Below are 22,309 nucleotides of genomic sequence, written 5' to 3' on the forward strand. Positions count from 1 at the left end.
GCAGGCGTCGCCAACGGCGCGCAACTCCTTGTTCCCCTATTCCCCTACTCACTCACCCCCATATCCTCAGTCGTGCGTAACCGTGCCGGCGGTGAGGATGCGCAGCACACCGAGCGCTTCTTCGGCACCCGTACGCGGCTCTTCGCGCGTCTGGATACAGTGGATAAAATGCTCGAGCTCGCGCGTCAGGGGCATGGCGTTTTCGAGCTCGATATAGGTCGGCTCGTTCATCGTCGACGTCCACTGCCCCTCGTCCTGCCAAACGGCATGACGATAAAGCGCAAGCTTGCGCTCCTGCGGCTCGACGTCGTCGAACACCGCCATGCCCTTGGTGCCGACGACGGTCAGCCGGCGCTCGCGATAGGGGTTGAGCCGCGAGGCAAACAGGTGCCCGCGCAGGCCATTGGGGAAGCGCATGTGCAGGTGGGCGAAATCGCTGAGGTGATTGAGCACGGCAGCGCCCTCGCCGCGCACCTCGATCGGTGCGGTGCCGGTGATCGCCAAGATCATCGACAGGTCGTGCGGCGCCAAATCCCACAGAGCGTCGTTCTCGGCGTGGAATTTTCCCAGCCCGAGACGGTGCGAATGGATGTAGCCGACATCGCCAAGCTCGCCCTTGTCGACAAGTGCCTTGAGCCCTTCGAAAGCCGGATGGAAGCGCAGCACATGGCCGGTCATGAAGACGCGCTTGTTATCGCGCGCGGCCTTCACGGCGCGCTCGGCATCCGGCACGGTCAGCGCGATCGGCTTTTCGACCAGCACGTCCTTGCCGGCTTCGACGGCACGCACGGCAAAGTCGGCGTGAAACTGCGGCGGCAAGGCCATGACGATCGCATCGACATCGGCGCGAGCGAACAGTTCGTCGGGCGTCAGCGCGATGCAGCCATGTTCGCCGGCAAAACGCTCGGCGCGCGCCGAATCGACATCGGAGACGGCATGGAGGGCGCCAAGCGACTTCAGGGTGCGGATGTGGTTGCCGCCCCAATAGCCGCATCCAAGGACTGCAATACGCGGGTTCATTAGGCTCTTTCCAAGGAGAATTATGCCGGCAGACATAGTCCCGGCACCTCGCCAACTCAACCCCGCGCGCTGCGCCATAAGCGCCCGGCGCGTGCGCGAAGGCTGCGAAATGGCGCTTTCCGCGGGCTGCCCAAAGGTCAGCCGATGCGTCAGACATTTATCCTGAAACGCCCGATCTCACTGCTTGACAGGTTCGCCATCGAGACATTATATCCGCCCAACCTTGGCGAACGCATCGACGCCTGCCTCTCACAGAGACAGTGATTTCGAGCCTTCTCCAACCCTGGCGGGATAGCTCAGTTGGTTAGAGCACGGGAATCATAATCCTGGGGTCGGTGGTTCGAATCCACTTCCCGCTACCACTTCTCCTCACTTCAAGACATGCAGCCGGCGAAGCAGAACTCTGCTAGCCCGACATCTGCTGGATGATCCACTGCCTGAAGGCGATCACGCCTGAGCTGCGCCTTTGCGCCGGCGACGTCACCAGATGGTACTGCAGATCCGACGGGATGATCTCGTCGAAGCATTTGACCAGCCGCCCCGCGGCGAGGTCGTCGGCGACCAGCGAGGACCGCACCAGCGCCAGCCCGGAATCCTGCCGGCACGCGGCAATCATGTCGGAAAAGGTCGGAAAACTCGGCCCGGCCTGGAAATCAAAAGGGGCGTCCGAGCCATCGACTGCAGGCAGCTTCTCCTTGCGGTCGTAGATCTGCCCATACCAGCGCTCCCAATCGAGCACCGTGTACCTAGCGCCTTCATAGCGCAGCAAGGGTGCCGCGCGCAGCGCCTGCCGGCTGGGCAAGGCCCGCGCAACGGCCGGCGACGAGACGGCGAACTCGTAGTCGTTGGTGAGGCGGTAGGCGTCGGTGCCCGGCAGCGTCCCCGCCAGCCAGATGGCAACGCCGATCTTGTCGATGTCGAAACGGGCGCGCCGGTATTCGATGGTCACGCTGACGTCGATCTCGGGATGTGTCGCACAGAAGCCGCCGAGCCGCGGCTGCAGCCACTGGCTGGCAAACTCCGGCGTCGTCGAGATGCTGAGCTGCTCGCTCCTGAGGCCCGGGCGGGCATTGTCCAGCACGACCTCCAGCGCCGACAGGGCTTCGACGATCTCAGGTATCGCCTTCTCGGCCAGGACAGTCAGCTCGACGCCTTTCCTGCTGCGCACGAACAGCGGCGTGCCGAGCCAAGCTTCGAGCTGCGCGATCTGGTGGCTGACCGCCGTCTGGGTCAGCCCGAGTTCTTCGCCCGCGCGGGTAAAGCTGCGCGTTCGTGCCACCGCCGCCATGGCACGGAGGGTCTGCAGTGGCGGAAGCCGGGAACCAGACTGCATGAAAATCCTTCATGCCATGAGTGATGTCACTTCATTGTATCTGACGTGAAGTGTCATGCAACTCATAGCAGATGACGAAACAGCTACCGTTCACTTCCATGAAGAAAATCTCTGATGCAATCAGTCGTGCGTTACGACGCCTCCGCCGCCATGGTCGCCCGCCTTCGCCGCCGAGCTACCTCCAGCGCGACATCGGCCAACCGCCAAGCCCTGATCGGCCGCGCCATTGGTCGGACTTTCTCTGACGCCTGAAAGCCTAGCTCGATCGTGTAATCGGGTGGCCTCAGTGCGTGATCAGCAGCGGCGAGATCGAGTTGGCGATGGTCTGGAATGCCGCCTTCAGCTCAGCGACATTCTTGGTCGGGAAGTAGTAGCTCGGACCGGTCGCGCATTTGCTGTAGAGATCGCGATTGGCCTGGGTGTCGGCACCAAGGACGACGGTGTAGACGATGACGTCCTGATCCTTCAGCATGGTACACACGGTCTGGGTCGCGTCGTTGACCTTGCTGAGCGCACCGGTACGAGTGCTCGAGCCCATGCGCCCCGTATCGAGGTAGCTGTAAGCGCCATAGTCCGACTTGTTGATGGCTTCCGAAGATGCACCGAAGACGTTGTTTTCGCCGTCGGTGAAGACGACGACGACCTTTGAGGTGTCAGGCGCCTTGAAGGCGTCGCCCTCGGTGAACGGAGCGCCCGGCGACAGGATACGATAGCCCCAGGCGAGGCCCTCGGAGACGTTGGTTCCCGAGCCGTACCAGAAATTCATGTTGTCGAGCTCGCCCTTGGTCTTCTTGACCGGGTCGCCGCCAATCTTGGCGAGATCCTCGGTCAACGGGACGACCGGTGTTGCGCAGCCATAGTTCGGGCCGGTGGTGTCGTTGGGCGTTTCCTTCAACCTGGCATTGGCACGTGCCGTCGGGTCGGAATACTTTTTCAACGATTTCTGCTTCTGGGCATCGGTGCTGCCCACAAGATCGTCCAGATAGCTGTTGTTGTAGCTGGTGCCACTATTCGGGGATTTAGCCGGCACCCCAGGTTCATCTGGCGCGAAGTAAGGCACGAACAGCGTGTCTGGCTTGGTGATGTCGGGCGCGTCGTCCTTGAGTGCATAGATGTCGCGACGCGCTTCGACGCAGCCTTTCCAGTCCCCGGTGGGTCCAGTTTTCCAGTTGCTCTTCAGATCCTTGAAGAGCTTCCAATGGCCAATGCGGCGAGTTTCGCCCCTTATCGTGATGGTGTCGAAGTTCTTGCCGTTCCATGACTTGTCGTCCAAAGGCACGTCGTCCCTGATGTCGATCCAGGATTGCTCAAAGCCCTCAGCGCTCTTGATGTTCACGGCGGTGACGAACGGCACCAGCGCTGCTCGGATCTGGCGCTCTGGTCGGTCGGCCTTGACCTTCTGCAAGGTCTTGATGATCTCCTTGGAACCTTCGATCAGGGCCGCCATATTGGCCGAACCCATCGAACCGGTGTTGTCGAGCACCAGCGCAACCTCGAGTTTGGAGTTCGATTCGAAGGCATTGGCGTTGGCAGCGACTTTCGCGCTCTGGCCGAAGATAAAGGCGAAGTTCAGTGCGACGTCGGCGTCGGCGGTGGCAGTGGTCTTGATTTCGTTGACGGTCTGCTCGACGACGAGCTTGGCCTTGGCGTTGACCAGTGCCGGCTTGTTGGCGACGTTGGTGGCGAAGAAGGCGTTGAAGGTGTCCTGGCGCGTGCCGGCCTGGTCGCTCAGCCGCGATGCCGCAAGCACCGCCGAATCGAGCGCGTTCTGCAGGTCCGATCTGGCTTTCATCAGATTGGCGACGTCGAGCGCAAAGCCGACGGCGGCCAGCAGCACAGGCAGCATGATCGCGAACATCATCGCGAAATTGCCGCTTCTCGATTGCCAGAAGCGTTTGAGCACCACAGCCTCCCGAAAATTTCCGAAGAGGCTATTTGCATGCAAACAATTAAATTGAGTTTAGCACAAGGGGTACAACCACGGGATGATCCCGATCAGAGCTTCAAAGCTCCCCGGCTGCATCAATATCCGCGCCCTCGCGATAGGCGACGCCGGTTCCGGCAAAACGGGGCTCCAGGCCGAGCATCGGCAGGACGCGCCGGAGGATGGCGCCACCAAGGGGCACGGCATTCCAGCCGGACGTCCTGAAGCCGTGCGTCTCCGGCAGGCCCTTGGGTTCGTCCAGGATCGTCAGCAGAAGGTATCGCGGCTTGTCTGCCGGAACCACGGCCATGAATGACGTCATCACCAGGTCCTCGACGTAGCGGCCGTTGACGACCTTCTCCGCCGTGCCGGTCTTGCCGCCGACGAGATAACCCGCGACGGCTCCGTTCCTCGCCGAGCCGGCCTCCGCGTTGTAGCGCAGGAGGTAACGCATGGCGTCCGCCGTGGCAGGCGAGACGAGCCCCGAGCCGACGACGCGGTTAGACACCGGAGCACCCTTGATGAAGGTCGGCGTGATCAGGCGGCCACCATTGACCAGCGCTGCAATGCCCATGCTTGCCTGCAGCGGCGTCACAGCGATGCCATGACCGAACGAGACGGTCGCCGTCGTCACGTCGCCCCAGCTTCGCGGCAGGATCGGCGCCGCACTCTCCGGCAGTTCAGTGCGCAGTCGCGACATCAAACCAAAACGCGTCAGAAAGGCCCGCTGCGCTTCACCGCCCAAGGTCATCGCGATCTTGGCCGTCGATATGTTGGAGGAGTAGATGAAGACCTCCGGGATTGTCAGCATGCGATACTTGCCGCGATAGTCGTGGATCATCTGCCGTCCGAACTGCAGCGGCTTGCGCGCATCGATGACGGATGTCAGCGTGAACTGGCCGGAATCGAGCGCCATCGCAGTCGTCAGTGCCTTGAAGGTCGAACCCATTTCGAAGGCGCCGGCGCTGATGCGGTTGAGTCGCTCGGGCTTCAGCGCATCGATGGGCACGTTGGGGTCGAAATCAGGAAACGAGGCCAGCGCCAGCACCTCGCCATTATCGACGTCGAGCAGCAGGCCGGCGCCAGCCTTGGCCTTGAAGCGCGCCATCGCTTTCACGGTTTCGTCGGCAAGGGCATGCTGGATGCGGACATCGATCGTCAGCGCCACCGGCTGCAGCTGTCTGGCATCGCCGGTCATGCCGGCGAGATTGAGCTCCTGCAGGCCCTGGCTATCGATCCACTTCTCGATCCCCGAGATGCCTGTATTGTCGAGATCGACAGCGCCGAGCACATGAGCGGCCAGTGGGCCGTTGGGGTAGATGCGACGTTTCTCCGGGCGGAGCCCGACGGCCGGAAGCCCGGCGTTCCACAGCGCCTGTTTCTGCAACGGCGTGACCTGGCGCTTGAGCCAGGCGAATGCGGCATCGCTCTTCAGCCGCTGATACAACTGGCGAGCGTCAAGGTCCGGAAAGATGGCGACCAGTTTTTCGACCGTCTCATCGACATCGGGCACATAGCGCGGCTCGGCATAGACGGATGCGCTCGGCAGGTCCGTTGCCAACAGCACGCCATTGCGGTCCAGGATCTGCGGCCTGGCATTGGCCACCTCCCTGAAGGCGTATGCCGGACGTTCGCTGCCAGTCAGGCCAAGCTGCACCAGCCTTGCGCCGATGGCGGTGAACAACAGGGCAAACACTGCCATGACAAGCCGGATCCGGACCCCGGCATTTCTCGCGCCATGCCTCTTCATCAGTAAAGCCCGCCGGTGCTGTTGAGGAGTTTGTCGCGCAGCGCGGGCGAGATGCCACCAACGGCCGGGATCGTCGACGTGACGATGTCAGACGCTTCGAACCCGTCGATGACCGGGCAGTCCGCGACGCAGGGCGAGGTGCCTGGCTTGAAGGCCTCCCGGATCGAGCCCGGACTGCCAGCGGCGACACGCCTTCCCGTGCGGCGGTCGACGCTTTCGAACGTCACCCCCTCGGGCACCGGAAACTCAGCGACCGGCTTTCCCTTGAGCGCGACCTTCATGAAGTCGATGAAGACAGGGGCAGCCAGCCCGCCGCCGGATTCGCCATGCCCCATCGGCTTCGGCGTGTCGTAGCCAAGGAACACGCCGGTCACCAAATTGGGGGTGAAGCCGACGAACCAGACGTCCTTTTCGTCATTGGTGGTGCCGGTCTTGCCGGCGACCGGAACGCCAAGCGCTGATACGCTTGTGGCCGTGCCGCGCTCTACGACCCCGCGCATCATGGAGGTGACCTGATAGGCGGTCATCGGATCGAGCACATATTCGCGATCGTCCCGCAGCACGGGTTCCGGCTGATCCTGCCACTCCGTGGCATTGCAACCGTCGCAGTCCCGGCCGTCGTGGCGGAAGATGGTCTTCCCGTGACGGTCCTGGACTCGGTCGATCATCGACGGCTGCACTGATTTTCCGCCATTGGCGATGACGGCATAGGCCGAAACCAGGCGCATCAGCGTGGTCTCGCCAGCGCCCAACGACATAGGCAGATAGGGTTTGAGTTTGTCGTAGATGCCGAAGCTCTGGCCGTATTGCGCCACCACATCCATGCCGACATGCCGCGCGAGGCGCACCGTCATCAGGTTGCGGCTGCGTTCGAGGCCGGTGCGCAGGGTCGAGGGACCGCTGAAGCGCCCGTCATAATTCTTCGGCTTCCAGATCCGCCCGGCACCGTCGGGAAGCGCTATCGGCTGGTCCATCACCAGTGCGGCCGGCGTGTAGCCGATGTCGAGGGCCGCGGCATAGACGAAAGGCTTGAATGCCGATCCCGGCTGGCGATAGGCCTGCGTCGCGCGGTTGAACTCCGACTGGGCAAAGGAGAAGCCGCCGACGCTCGCCAGCACCCGACCGGTATGCGGATCCATGGAGACAAGCGCGCCCTGCACTTCCGGCACCTGCCGCAGCACGTAGCCGTCACCCTGCTTTTCGACATAAACGACGTCGCCGGCCGCAAGCACGCCTGCCTGTGCCTTGCCCGCCTTTGGGCGCCTCAGTGCCCAGCGCATTGACTTGCTGCTGATGCTTGCGATCTCGCGCGTCTGCCGACTGCCGGCCTCCTGGCGAAGGCCGATCTTGATGCCCTCGTCGGCCGCGCTAAGCACCACCGCCAGGCGCCATTCCGGCACGTCGGCCAGTGGCGCAATGTCATCAAGCGCCTGCTGCCAGTCGCCGTCCATCACGATGCGCGTCACCGGGCCACGGAAGCCCCTGCTCTGGTCATAGTCGACGAGCCCGCGGCGCAGCGCCCTGACGGCCGCCGCCTGCAGCTTGGGATCAAGCGTCGTGCGCACCGCGAAGCCGGCGGTGTAGAGCGCAGCATCGCCATATTGCTCGGCGATCTGCCTGCGCACCGCCTCGGTGAAGTAGTTGGCGTCGGCCACGAGCAGGTTCGACGGGCGCTTCTTCGTGCCAAGTGGCAAGGCCACCGCCGCGCGCGCCTCGCCTTGATCGAGAAAACCGTTGCGCAACATCTGGCCGATCACCCAGTTGCGTCGCTCGATTGCCCGCTCGACATTGAGATAGGGATTGTAGTTGTTCGGCCCCTTGGGCAGCGCGGCAAGATAGGCAGCTTCGGCAACCGAGAGTTCGCCGACCGGCTTGTCGAAATAGGTCAACGCCGCTTCGGCGATGCCATAGGCGCCGAGCCCGAAATAGACGTCATTGAAGTAGAGCTCGAGGATTTCGTCCTTGGAAAAGGCGCGCTCGATACGGACGGACAGCACCGCCTCGCGGATCTTGCGCTCCAGCGTGCGGTCCGAGGACAGCAAAAGGTTCTTGGCGATCTGCTGGGTGATCGTCGATCCGCCGATCATGCGCTGACCAGAGCCGAAGTTGGCCATATTGGCCCAAACGGCGTTGGCGAGCCCGGACAGGTCGATGCCCGAATGGCTGTAGAAGCCCTTGTCTTCCGCCGACAGGAATGCCTGCCGGACACGATCGGGCACGGCGGCGATCGGCAGGAAAAGCCGCCGCTCGCGCGCATATTCGGCAAGCAGCGCGCCATCATAGGCATAGACCCGGGTCATCACCGCCGGCTCCCAATCCGCCAGTTCGCGGTAGTCGGGCAGGTCCCTGGTGATGTCGGCGACGAGCAATGCCACGCCACATGCGGCCGCAAGGCCAGTCAGGACGAGGAACGAAAACAGATGGCTGATGAACTTCATGGTGATGCGGGCAGCTTGTCAGTTGGAAGCAGGCCCCAGGAAAAATGGGCGAACGACCACAGCTCGCAGGTTCCACCCAGGCCCGCGAACAGGTCATAACCTGCAGGTTTGTTCGATGTCGGTAGCAAACTGGCAAAATCCGGTGGCCTCGACAAACGCTCAATATTTTGGTTACCCATGAGAAAAATATGGGCATAGGACCAAGATCACGTGGAAACGTCGCAACTGCCACTGAACGCGCTTCGGGCCTTCGAGGCTTCGGCGCGCCATTGCAGCTTCACCCGGGCTGGCATGGAACTGTTCGTGTCGCAGACGGCGGTCAGCCATCACGTGAAGTCGCTCGAGGACCTGCTCGGGGTGAAGCTGTTCCGTCGTCTGCCGAGGGGCCTTGCGCTCACCGACGAGGGTGCGGCGCTGGCGCCTGTGCTGACCGACGCCTTCCGGCGCGTCACTGCGACGATGAGCCGGTTCGAGGAAGGCCACTTCCATGAAGTGGTGACTGTCGGCGTGGTCGCGACCTTCGCCGTCGGCTGGCTGATGGAGCGGCTGCCGGCCTTCCACGAGGCCCACCCCTATCTCGACCTCAGGATCATGACCAACAACAACCGCGTCGACCTCGCCGGCGACGGCCTCGATCTGGCGATCCGCTTCGGCGACGGCTCATGGCGCGGCACGGAGGCGATGCACCTGATCGCCTCGCCATTGTCGCCAGTATGCTCACCGATGATGGCAGCGCGGCTGACGCAGCCGGCGGACCTCGCGCGTGTGGAACTCCTGCGCTCCTATCGCGCCGACGAATGGATGCGCTGGTTCGAGGCGGCAGGGGCGCAAGCGCCGGTGCTGCGCGGCATGATGTTCGATTCGTCGTTGGCGCTTGCCGAGGCAGCGGCCCGCGGCGTCGGCGTGGCACTGGTGCCGATCAACATGTTCGAGCGCAATCTCGACGACGGCCGCCTCGTCCAACCGTTCGAGACGACTGTCACAACCGGCGACTACTGGCTCACGCGGCTGAAATCCCATCCGGTGACGCCTGGAATGCAGGCATTCGAGAACTGGCTGCTGCAGCAGTTCGGCGCGCCGAGCGAGGCTTGAGCATCGGCCGGCGGCGGCAATGGCCAGCTGCGCGCCGGAGGAGAAAGAAAGGCGGCGCGGCGGCCCGCCAGGAGCGCCGCGCCTGCGGTACCCAGACCTTAAGCTACCGCATATCCGTCGCGGCACAGGCCGTTGAGCGTTTCCAGCGACATGGCATCGAGGTCGAGCGCCGTCAGCAGGTCGTTCTCGGCGGTGAAGTCGCGGCCGTACATGGCCGAGAAGATGCGCACGCCGGCTTCATGCAGCACGGCGGGGTAGCCGGCGAGACGGCCGATCTTGGCGGTCATGACCAGGCCGAACGGCACATCCTCGGTGACATAGCGGCTGTCGGCCGTGGTCGGGCCCTGCCCGCCGTTGCCGGCGTCGTGCATCTCCTGGTTCATCTGCGAGATCGAGCTCATCGGCACGTGGAACGACAGATGGAAGTGCTGGAAGATGTTGCGCACTTCGAGGCCGAGCTTGGTGGCAATGGCGATGCGCTCCTCGTCGAGCTGCTCGAGCAGGCGGCCGACATTCGGCGTCACGTTCTGGCCCTGGCTCCAGGTCTCGCCGCGCTCCATGCGCGTCATGTTGCCAAGCGCGATGCCCATGTGGTTCTGCGGGTTGAGGTTGGACAGCGCGATCGCCATCAGGCTGCCGCGGTCGACGAAACGGTCGCCGAACAGCGCCTGGCAGACGGCGAGGCCATCGGCGCTGCGCGATGCCGGAACGGTCGACAGATCGACCTTCTTGCGCACGGTGTTGACGTTGACCAGCGTCGGGCTGAGCTGGCGGCCGGAAACCACTGTGGTGCCCCAGCCGACAACAGGGGCGACGACGCCGCGCGCAGCAAGCAGGCGCGACAGGTAGAGCGCGCCAAAGGAAGCATGCGAGCTGATGATGACGGTCTGGTCGGCCCTGATGTAAGGCGCGATGGCGTCGAGCACGGCCTTGTGGCCATAGGCCGGCAGGGCGATCACGATCGCCTCGGCACCGGCGACGAGCGCTTCGGCGCTTGCGGCGGCAGCCGGATGGAAGGTGCCTTCGACGGCACCCTGGGCGACCAGGGCTTCGCCCTTGGCCAGCGCCTTGGTGCGCTCGCCCGACGGCGACCACAACGTCGCGTGGTGTCCCTGCTGTTCGAGGAACACGGCCGTTCCGAAAGCGATCGAACCCGCGCCGACAATACCTACCTGCATTCCAACATTCCTTTTCAATATCATTTCAGGCCCGGTGGCCGGCAAAGGCCGGTGCCGCCGGGGTCGTTTCATTTCGGGCGTATCAACGCCCGCGTTGTGCTGCTGCCGACCTCGCCCGATGCCACCACCAGGAAAGCCCGCGCTCCGACGGAACTGGCGCTGGTCAGCGAATGCGGTACATCGCCGGCGTAACGCGCCGTCTCACCAGCACGCACGATCATCTCATTGCCCGCGCTGCGCACGACGACCTCACCTTCGGTGCAGTGCAGGTGCTCGATGGTTCCCGCGCCATGCGGATCGCTGATCAGCTTACCCTGCGGCTCGAAGCTCAGCATGTACCATTCGATCAGCGGCACCATGCCGGCGGGCGACAGGATCTGCAGCGTGCAGCTGCCATCAGCGCTGCGGATGGTCGGCGTCAAATTCTCCGGCTGCAGGTCGATGCGGTCACCGCGCTCCTCGCTGGCGCCGCGGATCAGGCTGTTGAGATCGATGTTGAGCGCGCGGGTGAGATGCCACAGCGTGCCATAGGTCGGGTTGGCGTTGCCGCGCTCGATCTCGGACAGCATCGAGCGCGACACGCCCGACTTCGTCGCGAGATCGGCAAGCGTCAGGTTCTGCTGCTTCCGGTACGCCTGCAGGCGAGGCCCGATTTCCGGCGGATTGACCGAATGTATGTTCATTCCGATTCTCCATTCCGACGCCACGGGCAACTATTCGGCGAGCGGCTCTCCAAGCGTGTGCATCAGCCGGTTGGCCCAGCCGAACAGCGACGACGACAGGATCAGGTCGAGGATTTCATCCTTGCCGAGACCGGCGTCGACAAGCGCCTGCATGTCCGAGACATCGGCATCGGAGGGGCATTTCGACAGCTTGATCGAGAAGTCGAGGATCGCCTTCAGCCGCGGTGAAATCTCGGCATCGACGCCGTCGGCGAAGATCGCCGCAATGACGGTCTCGTCCTTGGTCAGCTGGTTGTAGCGGCTGGCATGCACCGCCGCGCAGTAGATGCAGCGGTTGACGATCGAGGCGCCCACGGCGCCGATCTCGCGCTCGGCGCGCGACAGGCCTCCCTTGTTGTACATCACCCCGTTGAACAGCGGCGAGCGGTGCGTCAGCGTCTCGACGTCATGGGCAAGCACCAGCACATAGTCCGACACCTTGGTGTTGGACGGCGTGATCTTCAGCGCCTCGAGCTGCGCCGGGCTAGCCTCTGCGAGATCGAGCGGCTTGACGTAAGGCTTCCACTCGGGGATCGCAGTGGTGAATCCGTGAACGACCTTGCTCATGCCAATCCCCGCATCAGCCGCAGCCCGGCGGCAACCCTGATCTGATAGCTGACGAAGGCAACGAGCTCGGACAGCCGCACGATGTCGGCATCATCGAGCCCGGCCTCGCGCAGCAATTCGATGTCGCGGCGCGTCGCATCCTTGGGCGCATGCGCCACGAGATCGACATGGCGGATCAAGGCCTTGAGCCTGATGTCGCTTCCGCCGTCGAACCAGATGTCGGCAATGCGCGCGGTGTCGCCGGTGGCACCTGAGCTGTCGAGCAGGGCTTCGAAATGCGCCTCGAAATCCCCGGCGTCGTTGATCTTGGCGATGCGGCAGGCAAGTGCCGCGCGCTCGGCATGCGTGAGGCCGCCCGGCTCGGCAGGCGTGAGCGCTGCATCATGCGTCTGCTGGGTCAGTGCCATGATGTCGGCGCGGCCGGCGACAACCGCCGCCAGTTCGCTGCCCGGCTCGATGCCGACGATCGCGGCGATTACGTCCTTGGTGTCAGTCATGCCGTCCTCCTATGCCTGCTTGCGGGCGGCTGCCGGCGCTTCGTCCGGCAAGGGCGATGCCGTCCACTCGTCGCCGCGCAGTTCGGGCGTGTCGTAGTCGAGCAGCCGCTGCCAGTACTGGCCGAAATTCTCGGTGTAGAGCTTGGCGGCGATCTCACGCGCCAGCCACGCCGCACCTTCACTGATGCCGGGGATGTCGCCGCTCATCTTGCCGAGGCTGGCGGCGGCACCCGAGTTGAAGCTGTGGATGTTGGCGAGCCAGGGCGCCTGCCCCGGCTCGCGCTCGAGGAAGGTGAAGTCGTTGGCAAGGTAGGGATAGTTGCCGAGCTCACTGTTTTCCTGGCCTTCCGGCGGCGTGAAGCGGTCCTGCCACAACAGGATCTTGTCGGCGTAGCCGTCGAGTTCCTTACGCGCCAGCGGATCGACACCGAAGCCGGTGCCGAGGATCAGGAAGTCGCAGCGGACCGCCTTGCCTTGCAATGTCGAGATGACGATTTCGTCGCCATCGAGCCCGGCCCTTTCGACAGCCGCATCGAAGTGGAACCAGGCGTTCGGATGGCGGCTGACGCGCATCGTCGAGCCGCGTGGCGCCGGCGTCTGGGTGCGCAGCGAATAGTTCATGATCTGCCAGCGCCTGGCATCGCCGAGCTGCGGGAAGGCTGAGGTGAAGCCGAACGAGCCGATGCCCATCAGCTTATTGATGCAGGGCATCTCTTTGCGGCGGATGAGGTGGCGAACTTCGGCCGCCCCTGCCTCGAGCGCCTCGGCGGCATTGTCGACGGCCGACGCTCCGACGCCGACCACGACTACCCGCTTGCCGCGCAAAGCAACGAAGTCGATGGCGTCGGAGGAATGCGCCCAGTATTTCCGCGGCAAGCCGTCGACGAAACCAGGAATGCTGGGATGGCCCATACCGTCGCGACCGGTGGCCATCACCACCTTGCGGGTCAGCACCGACTTCTCGCGCACGCCTTCGCCCGAAAGCGTCAGCCGCATCAGCTCGCCTTCCGGCACGATGGTCTTGACCTCGACGCCGTTCTCGACCGGCAGGTCGAGCACCTTGCGGTACCAGCGCAGGTATTCCATCCACATCGGCCGCGCGATCTTGTCGAGTTCCGCCCAGGTTTCGTTGCCGAACTGCGCGACATACCAGGCGCGGAAGGTCAGCGATGCCATGCCATAGGCCGGGCCGGTCAGCTGCTTGGGCGAGCGCAACGTCTCCATGCGCGCATAGGTCAGCCAGGGACCTTCGAAGCCCACCGGGCTACGGTCGAAGATGCGGATGTTCTGGATACCGGCGCCGATCAGCGCAAAGCTGGCAACAAGGCCGCACATGCCGCCGCCGATGACGACGACGTCGTGGACCTTTTCCGCACCCTCGGCCGTGGTCGGCACCACCCAGTTCGACGGCGGATAGCACAGGCAGGCCAGCTCATCGCGAACGCGCCGTTCGAGCTCGGCGAGACCGGAGGCAGCCGCTTGCAGCGGCGCTTGTACGTCAAACGCCATGGGTCGCCCCCGATGTCCGGTCGAAATCGTCATGTCGCATGTCCTGCCCTGCCTGCTGTCGGCCCGCATCGGTTCCCGGCGCGGGCCCTTTGTCGTCTCAGTTGTGCGCGTGGCGGTCGGGGATGACCGTCGTGGTCTCGGGCTTCCAGCCGACCCAGATATCCTCGCCATTGAGCTGGCTGACGTCGGCGGGGTGGACCAGCGCATTGAGCATGGTGCCGTCGCCGACCTCGACCGAAAGCGAGGTGTGGTTGCCCTTGAACACGCGCTGGCGGATCTTGCCCTTGATGCGGTTGCCGCTTTCCGGCTCAGCCGCCGAGCAGTGGATCGCCTCTGGACGCAGCACGACATAGAGGTGGTCACCGGCCTTGGGCGCGAGCCCACCCTGTGCCGCCTTGATGGTGACGCCGTTCCAGCTCAGCGCGGCCTGGTCGCCTTCGGTGCCGACGACGGTGCTGCGCAACAGGTTGGTCTCGCCGATGAAGTTGGCGACGAACACCGAGCCGGGGCGGCCATAAAGCGTGTTCGGATCACCCATCTGCTCGATACGGCCCTTGTTCATGACAACGATGGTGTCGGACATGGTCAGCGCCTCTTCCTGGTCGTGGGTCACGAACATGAAGGTCTTGCCGGTCTTTTCCTGGATCGACTTGAGCTCGATCTGCATCTGCTGACGCAGCTTTGCGTCGAGCGCCGACAGCGGCTCGTCGAGCAGCAGCACTTCCGGATCCGGTGCCAGTGCACGCATCAGCGCGACGCGCTGGCGCTGGCCGCCTGACAGCTCCGACGGCAACCGCTTGGCATAGTCCTGGAGCTGGACGAGTTCGAGCAGCTCCGAGACACGGCGGTGGATGAACTGGTTGTCGTGTCCCTTGAGCTCAAGGCCGAAGGCGATGTTCTTGGCGACGCTCATATGCGGGAACAGCGCGTAGTCCTGGAACACGATGTTGACGTTGCGCTTATTGGGGGGAACGCGCGTCACGTCCTTGCCGCCAAGCAGGATGCGGCCGGAGTTCGGCGTCTCGAAGCCGCCGAGCATGCGCAGCGAGGTCGACTTGCCGCAGCCGGAGGGCCCGAGCAGCGTGACGAACTTGCCGGCCTCGATGCTGAGGTTCAGGTTCTCGACGGCAACATGTTTGCCGTAGCTCTTGGTGACATTGTCGAACTGGACGACGGGTTCCATCAGCGGGTCCTCGCGCGGCGGGTCATGTATTCGGCGTAAAGTCCGACGGCGGCGGTAACCACCAGGACGAGTGTCGCCATTGCGTTGATTTCGGGAGACATGCCGCCCTGCACCTTGGCGAAGATCAGCATGGGAAGTGTCGGGCGATAACCGCCCAGGAAGAAGGTGCGGACGAAGTCGTCGATCGACAAGAGCACGCAGAAGATCATGCCGCCGACAAGCGCCGGTCCGAGATAGGGCAACGTCACCCGGAAGAAGGCAACGATGCTGTCGGCACCAAGGTCACGAGCGGCATCGACGAGATTACCCGGCATCGAGCGCAGACGGGTCAGCGCCATCACCACCACGAAGGGCACGGCATGCACCGTGTGGCCGAGGATGATGGCCGCTGTTCCGGTCGGCATGTCGATCGTCGAGATGAAGATGCGCAGCGAAATCGCCGAGATCATGCCAGGCACCACAGCCGGAAGGCAGGCGAGCGCGAAGATGATGACCTGGCCCTTGATGCCTTCGGCGACGATCAGCATGGCGATCCAGGTGCCGAGCGTCGTTGCGGCAAGCGTCGAAGCGGCGGCGATCATCACCGAATACAGGCAGGCTTCCAGGAACTGCTTGTCCTGCATCACCTTAGCGTACCAGTCGAGCGTCCACTCGCCGATCGGGAAGGCGACGAAGTTGGCGTCCTTGAAGCTCATTGCCATCATCAGCGTGAGCGGCAGGAGCAGGTACAGCAGGAAGGCCCAGTAGATTGCCGTCAGCGACGTGCGCGGAGCGTCCGCAAACATGTTGCGCATCAGAATGCACTCCTTTTCTTGCCGCCGACGAGGCGCATGAAGATGCCTGCGGTGATCAAAGCGGTGACCAGCATGATCAGCGCGAAGGCAGCACCGACGGGCCACTTGTCGCTGGCGCCATGGAAGAAGCCGCTGATGGTTTCAGGGAACAGTACGGTGTTGGGGCCACCGAGCAGCATCGGGGTTGCGAAGACGCCGATGCAGGTCAAAAACACCAGCGAGCAGCCCGACACGATGCCGTCCTTGGAGAGCGGCAGGATGATCCGGCGGAAGCGGGTGAACGGACCAGCACCTAGGTCGGCAGCCGCATCGAGATACTGTCCCGGGATCTTCTCGATCGCCGAGTAGAGTGGCAACAGCATGTAGAGGCAGATCAGGTAGACAAGGCCGAAGCCGAGCGAGAACGAGGTGTAAAGCATCGGGATCGGCCGGTCGATCAAGCCGATCTCGCGCAGCAGCACGTTGACCGCGCCACGGTTGGCCAAAAGCATGATCACCGAGAATGTGCGGATCAGCTCGCCGGCCCAGAACGGCACCAAGAGCAGCAGCAGCGCCTTGGAGCGGCCCTCCGGCTTGACGACCTTGGCGACGTAGTAAGCCACCGGATAGACGACAACCAGCGTCACCGCTGTCGCTGCAGTCGCGAAGATGAAGCTCTTGATCAGCGGCGTGAAGTAGAGCGATTCCCTGAAGAAGATCGCGTAGTTGTCCAGGGTGAACCGCGATTCCACACCCGGCAGCACCGGGTAGTGCGACATCAGGCTTATCTTCAGCATCTGATAGATCGGCCCGACATGCAGCATGATCAGCCAGATTAGCGGCACCCCGGCCAGAAGAATGATGCGGCCGATCCGGGATTCCACCGCGGCCCCCAGCGTGTGCCGGTAGAGCGCGGAATTGACCACCTTGGCGATGCCGGTGGAATATCTGGGCACCGACGCATCGCTGCGCCCCGCCGCGTAGCCGGCTGTCGTGTTGCTACTCACCATCAAACAATCTCGGTTGGCGCAGCCCAACTTGTTCCGCCTGGCAATGCCGGCAGGTCAGTCAGCGCGTGTTGTGTGTTTGGACAGGCCGGCAGCCTGTCCCGGAGATCGTCGCAGCGCTCCGGGACAGGCGATGGGCCATGCGAGGCTTTCGCCTCGTCAGGCCGCTTTGACCTCTGCGGTCGCGCGGTCGATCATCTCGTTCTTCATGTCGCGATTGACCGACGAGAAGAAGACGATGCGCTCGAGCTCTTCCTGCGGCAGCGTCGAGGCGAGCTTTTCGCGGTCGTTGAGCATGTCGGCGACGCCATTGATCGTCGAGCTGTAGCCCGACTGGCGGGTCATCGCGGCACCCACTTCCGGGCTTGCCAGCACGGCGTCGAGCAGCTTGTAGGCGTTCTCGGCGTTCGGCGCGTTGTTGACGACGTTGAGCGTGTAGCAGAAGCCGAACGTGCCTTCCTTCGGCACCGACAGCTGGATCGGGTGACCGTCCATGATCAGCTTGGCGGCCGGGCCCGACCACGAATGGCCGAGATAGATGTCCTCGTTGATGAACATCTGCTGCACTTCTGAGCCGGCGTCATAGTACTTGCGCACCATGTCCTTGTGCTTGATCAGGAAGTCGCGCGCTTCGTTGGTCGCCTTCTGCGCCACTTCGGCCTTGTCGACATAGCTGACGAAGTCGCCGTCATGGCCGAGATACTGCATGACGATGGTCATGAAATCGCTGACGATGTAGGAGGTCTGGCCCTTGTACTGCGGGTCGAACATGATCTCCCAGCTCGGCGCTTCCTTGACATAGTCGACGTTGCGGGCGAGGCCCTCATAGCCGGCGAGGATCGGCAGGCCCCAGAGATTGTTGTCGACGCGCGCCCAGGCAGCGTTCTGGTAGGCCGGGTTGAGGTTCTTCCAGTTCGGGATCTTGCCGGTGTCGAGCGGCTGCAGAAGCTTCGAGGCGATGAACTGCGAATAGCGGTGGCCGGCGACCGTGACGATGTCGGTCGAAGGATTGGCGCCTTCGGCGGTGAGCAGATTGTACTGCTTGCCCTGGTCGTCGGTCAGCCGGATGTTGACCTGAATTCCGCTGTCCTTCTGGAACTTGTCGAGGAATTCCTGCGGCAGGAACTTGTCGTAGGTGGTGATGTTCAGCACGCCATTCGCGGCCCAGCCAGGGGTCGGGCGGATGACGGCGGGCATGGCAAGGGCTGCGGCGCCACCACCAAGCATCTTCAGCGCGGTACGGCGGTTCGGTACCAGAATATTGTTCATTATGTTCCCCATTTGGATAATATCAATCGTTAGCCCGGCTTTCGCCGCGCAATAAAACCCGCCCTCACGCAGCCGAAAAGACTGCGCGACCGACAAGCCGGCGAAGAGGTATTCTCAGCGGTGTTTTACAGACTACTAATGAACTGGCGCAAAGTCCTCCACCAAGCCAGTCCTGAATTCCGACATTCCGTCCGCAAATTCCACTAAACTGGAATTTTTCTCTAAACCGGACAAATGTCAAGCATTGTTAGAAAGAATCTTGTTTGCCACCAACATATGCAGACAGCAGGCCCCGCATAGGCTTGCACTGGCAAGCCAACTAAGCACGGGCGCGGAAATCGAATCCGATTGTCAGCGATCTACGATACGCTAGGATGAACCACCATGCGCCTTGGCAGCGGCGGTGAATCGCCGGAAGCTCAGGCCTCCGTCGAAACGCTTAGCTCGACCCTGTCCGCGACAAAGCGGGTTTCGGCGTACTGGACCGGCACGCCTGCGGTGTCGACGTTGATCGCCCTGGCGACGAGCACGATGGCACCGGCGGACAGCTTGAGGTCGGCAAGGTCGGCGGCATCGGCGTGGCGCGCCGAAACCAGCGTCGACTTGCGGAAATAATCCTCGATTCCAAAATGCTGGAAACCGAGCGTGATCGATCCGGTTTCGGCGTAGATCCTGGCGAAGCCGGGAAACCGCTCAGCGTCGAACCAGCTCGTTGCCCGTGACACTGGCCGGCCGTCGGCCTCGCTCAGCGTTTCCAGCCGGAGCACCGGCGCATCCGGCGCAAGTCCCAGGGCCTCGGCGACACGGTTGCCGGCTGGCTCGACCGCATCGGCGAGCAGGATGCTGCGACGCTCACGCGTCTGCTCGCGCAGGCCGGTGGAAAACCGCGTCCGCGCCGAGATCGGATAGGACAGCTTCTGGCGGCTCTCGACGAAGGTGCCCCGGCCCTGCTCGGCTCGCAGCACGCCTTCCTGGACGAGTGCGGCAATGGCGCTGCGCAGCGTGTGCCTGTTCACGCCGAAGCGTTCGGACAGGACCATTTCGGGCGGCAGCTTGCCGTCGGCGCCCAGCGCTCCCGCCGAGATCGCCTGCCGGATCTGGTCGGCGATCTGGCGCCATAGCGCCACCCCGCTCTTGCGCGTCACCGCCTGTTTTTGCGCCTGCCCGATCAAATCCGCCGCCCCTGCCTTGCCACCTGTCATGCGCCCGTCACGGAGCGTCGTTACAAGCCCATTGTATGTTGTTCGATTGTATAGAACAATAGACAAATATGAAGTGGAGCGGCGAACGAGATGGACCGACGGCAGGAAAGAGAACTGGAAGCAGCACGCAAGGCGGCCATGGCAGCGCTTTCGCTGGCACCAGTGGATGAGTTGAAGCGGCTGTGCGCCGAGGCGGGCATTTCAGGCGAAGCCGAGATGCTGCGCGGCCCGGAGACCGGTCTGGTGTCGGTGCGCGGACGCATCGGCGGCGGCGGCGCGCCTTTCAACTTTGGCGAAGCGACGGTGACCCGCGCCACGGTGCGCTTGGCGTCCGGCGAGATTGGCCATTCCTACGCGCTCGGCCGCGACAAGGAGAAGGCCCGCCTTTCGGCCATCACGGATGCACTTTGGCAGAACGCCGACCGGCGCGCCGACATCGAACAGAAGATCATCGCGCCGTTGCGTGCCGCACAAGCCGAAGCCGATGCGACCAGCCGCGCCGAGACGGCTGCGACCAAGGTCGACTTCTTCACCATGGTGCGCGGAGAGGACTGATGGACCAGATGGATGTGATCGACGGCGGCTTTGCCGCCCCAGTTTTCAACGCCCAGACGGTTTTCCGTGCCGTCATGGACGCCATGGCGCGTCCGGGGACAGTCCAGCAGGTAGCTGGCCTGGCTCAGCCGCCCGCACCGCTGGCGGCAACCGCGGGAGCGGTGGCGGTGACCTTGTGCGACCACGACAGCCCGCTCTGGCTCGATGTCGGACTTCAGGTTTCGGCGGCAAAGTCCTGGCTCGCTTTCCACACTGGCGCGCCGCAGGCCGCCACACCGGCCGACGCGCATTTCGCGCTTGTCGCCAACCCGGCCAGCCTGATCTCGCTCGAGAACTTCGCGCAAGGAACACAGGAATATCCCGATCGCTCGACGACACTGATCCTGCAGGTCGAAAGCCTGACTGATGGAACGCCGCTGCATCTCGAAGGCCCCGGCATCGAGACGACTGACACCATCGCGCCGACGCCCCTGCCGCGTCACTTCGTTGAACAGTGGAAGCAGAATGGCGCCCGCTTCCCGCGCGGCGTCGATGTGATCCTGGCAGCGCCCGGAGCGGTTGCCTGCCTGCCCCGCACTGTCCGCATCAAGACGATGGAGGCCTGATATGTATGTGGCTGTCAAAGGCGGGGAAGCCGCCATCGCCAACGCTCATCGCCTGCTTGCCGACCGCCGCCGCGGCGACCGCTCGGTACCGTCGCTGCGCATCGACCAGATCGTCGAGCAGCTGGCGCTCGGCGTCGACCGCGTCATGTCGGAAGGCTCGCTCTACGACCGTGAGCTGGCAGCACTTGCCATCATGCAGTCGCGCGGCGACCTGATCGAGGCGATCTTCCTCGTCCGCGCCTATCGCACGACCTTGCCGCGCTTCGGCTACACCAGGCCGATCGACACCGCTGCCATGCAGGTCGAACGCCGGGTGTCGGCGACCTACAAGGACTTGCCCGGCGGCCAGCTGCTCGGCGCGACCTTCGACTACACCCACCGCCTGCTCGACCCGGAACTGGCAAACGACCCTGCCATTTCAGAGCCCGAGCAGCGCGAGGGCGACGGCCAGCGTATGGCGCGGGTGTCGGAGATCCTTGCCCATGAAGGGCTGATCGAGGCCGATGGCGAGCTGCCCGAGGATCATGCCACCGGCGACATCACCCGTGAGCCGCTCGAGTTTCCGATGGAGCGCGACATCCGACTCCAGGCGCTGTCGCGTGGCGACGAAGGCTTTCTCCTCGCCCTCGGCTATTCGACCCAGCGCGGTTATGGCCGCAGCCATCCCTTCGTCGGCGAGGTCCGCATCGGCGAGGTCGAGCTCGAGCTCGACGTTCCCGAACTGCCCTTCCCCGTCACGCTCGGCCGTATCCGCGTCACCGAGTGCCAGATGGTCAACCAGTTCAAGGGTTCGGCCAAGGCGCCGCCGCAGTTCACCCGCGGCTACGGGCTGGTCTTCGGCCAGTCCGAACGCAAGGCGATGGCGATGTCATTGTGCGACCGTGCATTACGCGCCGGCGAATTGGGCGAGGACATCACCGCGCCTGCCCAGGACGAGGAGTTCGTGATTTCGCACTCCGACAACGTCCAGGCGACCGGCTTCGTCGAGCACCTGAAGCTGCCGCACTATGTCGACTTCCAGGCCGAACTCGACCTCGTCCGCCGCATGCGCGGCGAGCACGAAAAGCGCAACCAGACCAGCGAAACCGAACAACGGGAGGCGGCGGAATGAGTCCCTCTCCTCTGGATGCCGCCTTACGCCGCGTCGCGCACCGAAATCACGATGTCCTTCCCCAGCAATGCAAGCGTCGCCTGCAGAATAGGCAGCTTGGTCGGATGATCAGGATCGAGAATGCGGCGGGCTTCCGTTTCGGCCTTGCCGAGACGGCGAGCAAGTTCCCGTTTAGACAGGCCCGACTGGCCGAAGGCTTCGACCACCGCCAACTTGAACGCCGTATCGGGCGCTACCGCGACAGGCACCAGTCCTTTGCCCGCAGCCGTCGGCATCGGCAATGGGCGTCCCATGGCTGCGATGCCTCGCAGGGCAAGGCCGAGCGCTTCAGCACCGGAAATGCGCGCCGCGGCAATCGTATCTCCACAAGTGATGGCCTCCGGAACATCCGGAAAGGTCACCAGGAAGCCGCCGTCTGGATCGGGCTCGATGCTTGCCGCAAAGACGTAGTCCATGTCGATCTCCACCGCTCAGTCAACACCGAGCTGCTTCTTGATTGTCCGAACCATCAGGGCCGACAGTTCGCCGGACTGGATGGTCGAGATTCGCTCTCCGAGGCGCACGCGATAGTGGG

At 63.6% G+C, this 22,309-nt stretch carries 20 protein-coding genes and 1 tRNA gene; 5 read left to right on the top strand and 16 right to left on the bottom strand.

Annotated elements, in window-relative coordinates:
• Positions 1-66: 66 nt before the first annotated feature.
• Entirely contained in the window at positions 67-1,020 is a 954-nt protein-coding gene (locus tag ACSQ3E_RS03960; RefSeq protein ID WP_436121688.1) for a Gfo/Idh/MocA family protein, read from the bottom strand.
• 285 nt (positions 1,021-1,305) lie between these two features.
• On the opposite strand from ACSQ3E_RS03960, the gene ACSQ3E_RS03965 reads away from it, so the two are divergent.
• Positions 1,306-1,382: transfer RNA gene (locus ACSQ3E_RS03965), tRNA-Met, on the top strand.
• A gap of 44 nt (positions 1,383-1,426) precedes the next feature.
• On the opposite strand, the gene ACSQ3E_RS03970 is transcribed toward ACSQ3E_RS03965, so the two are convergent.
• From ACSQ3E_RS03970 to ACSQ3E_RS03985, 4 genes are all read right to left on the bottom strand, one after another.
• On the bottom strand, positions 1,427-2,353 hold the full coding sequence (locus tag ACSQ3E_RS03970) for a LysR family transcriptional regulator (protein ID WP_436121689.1): 927 nt from the start codon (positions 2,351-2,353) through the stop codon (positions 1,427-1,429).
• Positions 2,354-2,636: 283 nt separating this feature from the next.
• A complete protein-coding gene (locus tag ACSQ3E_RS03975; RefSeq protein ID WP_436121690.1) occupies positions 2,637-4,256 on the bottom strand; it encodes a pilus assembly protein in 1,620 nt (539 codons plus the stop codon).
• Between the two features lie 100 nt (positions 4,257-4,356).
• Entirely contained in the window at positions 4,357-6,027 is a 1,671-nt protein-coding gene (locus ACSQ3E_RS03980) for a peptidoglycan D,D-transpeptidase FtsI family protein (protein ID WP_436121691.1), read from the bottom strand.
• A complete protein-coding gene (locus ACSQ3E_RS03985) occupies positions 6,027-8,465 on the bottom strand; it encodes a penicillin-binding protein 1A (protein WP_436121692.1) in 2,439 nt (812 codons plus the stop codon). The genes ACSQ3E_RS03980 and ACSQ3E_RS03985 overlap by 1 nt, the downstream gene beginning before the upstream one ends.
• Positions 8,466-8,675: 210 nt before the next feature.
• On the opposite strand from ACSQ3E_RS03985, the gene ACSQ3E_RS03990 reads away from it, so the two are divergent.
• On the top strand, positions 8,676-9,557 hold the full coding sequence (locus ACSQ3E_RS03990; RefSeq protein ID WP_436121693.1) for a LysR family transcriptional regulator: 882 nt from the start codon (positions 8,676-8,678) through the stop codon (positions 9,555-9,557).
• 98 nt (positions 9,558-9,655) lie between these two features.
• Here ACSQ3E_RS03990 and ACSQ3E_RS03995 read toward each other — a convergent pair whose 3' ends face one another.
• The 10 genes from ACSQ3E_RS03995 to phnF all read right to left on the bottom strand — a co-directional run bounded on the left by ACSQ3E_RS03995 (position 9,656) and on the right by phnF (position 19,464).
• Positions 9,656-10,735, bottom strand: a complete 1,080-nt coding sequence (locus ACSQ3E_RS03995; protein ID WP_436121694.1) for an NAD/NADP octopine/nopaline dehydrogenase family protein — start codon at positions 10,733-10,735, stop codon at positions 9,656-9,658.
• Positions 10,736-10,803: 68 nt separating this feature from the next.
• Positions 10,804-11,418 carry a helix-turn-helix domain-containing protein gene (locus ACSQ3E_RS04000; RefSeq protein WP_436121695.1) on the bottom strand — a complete coding sequence of 205 codons (615 nt, stop codon included), beginning with the start codon at positions 11,416-11,418 and terminating at the stop codon, positions 10,804-10,806.
• Between the two features lie 30 nt (positions 11,419-11,448).
• Positions 11,449-12,024, bottom strand: coding sequence for a peroxidase-related enzyme (locus ACSQ3E_RS04005; RefSeq protein WP_436121696.1), 576 nt, complete (start codon positions 12,022-12,024; stop codon positions 11,449-11,451).
• The gene (locus tag ACSQ3E_RS04010; RefSeq protein ID WP_436121697.1) at positions 12,021-12,521 is read right to left on the bottom strand and encodes a CMD domain-containing protein; all 501 of its coding nucleotides are present in this window, start codon (positions 12,519-12,521) and stop codon (positions 12,021-12,023) included. The genes ACSQ3E_RS04005 and ACSQ3E_RS04010 overlap by 4 nt, the downstream gene beginning before the upstream one ends.
• Positions 12,522-12,530: 9 nt before the next feature.
• On the bottom strand, positions 12,531-14,030 hold the full coding sequence (locus ACSQ3E_RS04015; protein ID WP_436121698.1) for an NAD(P)-binding domain-containing protein: 1,500 nt from the start codon (positions 14,028-14,030) through the stop codon (positions 12,531-12,533).
• 97 nt (positions 14,031-14,127) lie between these two features.
• Positions 14,128-15,213 (bottom strand): ABC transporter ATP-binding protein, encoded by a 1,086-nt coding sequence (locus ACSQ3E_RS04020; protein WP_310322002.1) that lies wholly within the window; start codon positions 15,211-15,213, stop codon positions 14,128-14,130.
• Positions 15,213-16,007, bottom strand: a complete 795-nt coding sequence (locus tag ACSQ3E_RS04025) for an ABC transporter permease (RefSeq protein ID WP_310322005.1) — start codon at positions 16,005-16,007, stop codon at positions 15,213-15,215. Before ACSQ3E_RS04025 ends, ACSQ3E_RS04020 begins: the two co-directional genes overlap by 1 nt.
• The gene (locus ACSQ3E_RS04030) at positions 16,007-16,996 is read right to left on the bottom strand and encodes an ABC transporter permease (RefSeq protein ID WP_436121699.1); all 990 of its coding nucleotides are present in this window, start codon (positions 16,994-16,996) and stop codon (positions 16,007-16,009) included. The genes ACSQ3E_RS04025 and ACSQ3E_RS04030 overlap by 1 nt, the downstream gene beginning before the upstream one ends.
• A 156-nt stretch (positions 16,997-17,152) precedes the next feature.
• Positions 17,153-18,262, bottom strand: coding sequence for an extracellular solute-binding protein (locus ACSQ3E_RS04035; RefSeq protein WP_436121700.1), 1,110 nt, complete (start codon positions 18,260-18,262; stop codon positions 17,153-17,155).
• A gap of 419 nt (positions 18,263-18,681) precedes the next feature.
• Entirely contained in the window at positions 18,682-19,464 is a 783-nt protein-coding gene (gene phnF, locus ACSQ3E_RS04040) for a phosphonate metabolism transcriptional regulator PhnF (protein ID WP_436121701.1), read from the bottom strand.
• A 90-nt stretch (positions 19,465-19,554) separates the two neighbouring features.
• Between phnF and phnG the strand changes: the two genes are divergently transcribed.
• Genes phnG through ACSQ3E_RS04055 form a run of 3 tightly spaced genes read left to right on the top strand, consistent with a single transcriptional unit; the run spans position 19,555 to position 21,735 of the window.
• On the top strand, positions 19,555-20,019 hold the full coding sequence (gene phnG, locus ACSQ3E_RS04045; protein WP_436121702.1) for a phosphonate C-P lyase system protein PhnG: 465 nt from the start codon (positions 19,555-19,557) through the stop codon (positions 20,017-20,019).
• A complete protein-coding gene (phnH, locus tag ACSQ3E_RS04050; RefSeq protein WP_436121703.1) occupies positions 20,019-20,624 on the top strand; it encodes a phosphonate C-P lyase system protein PhnH in 606 nt (201 codons plus the stop codon). Before phnG ends, phnH begins: the two co-directional genes overlap by 1 nt.
• 1 nt (position 20,625) lies before the next feature.
• A complete protein-coding gene (locus ACSQ3E_RS04055) occupies positions 20,626-21,735 on the top strand; it encodes a carbon-phosphorus lyase complex subunit PhnI (protein WP_436121704.1) in 1,110 nt (369 codons plus the stop codon).
• Between the two features lie 23 nt (positions 21,736-21,758).
• On the opposite strand, the gene ACSQ3E_RS04060 is transcribed toward ACSQ3E_RS04055, so the two are convergent.
• Positions 21,759-22,190, bottom strand: a complete 432-nt coding sequence (locus tag ACSQ3E_RS04060; protein WP_436121705.1) for a type II toxin-antitoxin system HicB family antitoxin — start codon at positions 22,188-22,190, stop codon at positions 21,759-21,761.
• Between the last annotated feature and the right edge of the window lie 119 nt (positions 22,191-22,309).

Source organism: Aminobacter sp. LjRoot7 (genome assembly GCF_964252895.1).
Classification (GTDB): domain Bacteria; phylum Pseudomonadota; class Alphaproteobacteria; order Rhizobiales; family Rhizobiaceae; genus Aminobacter; species Aminobacter aminovorans_B.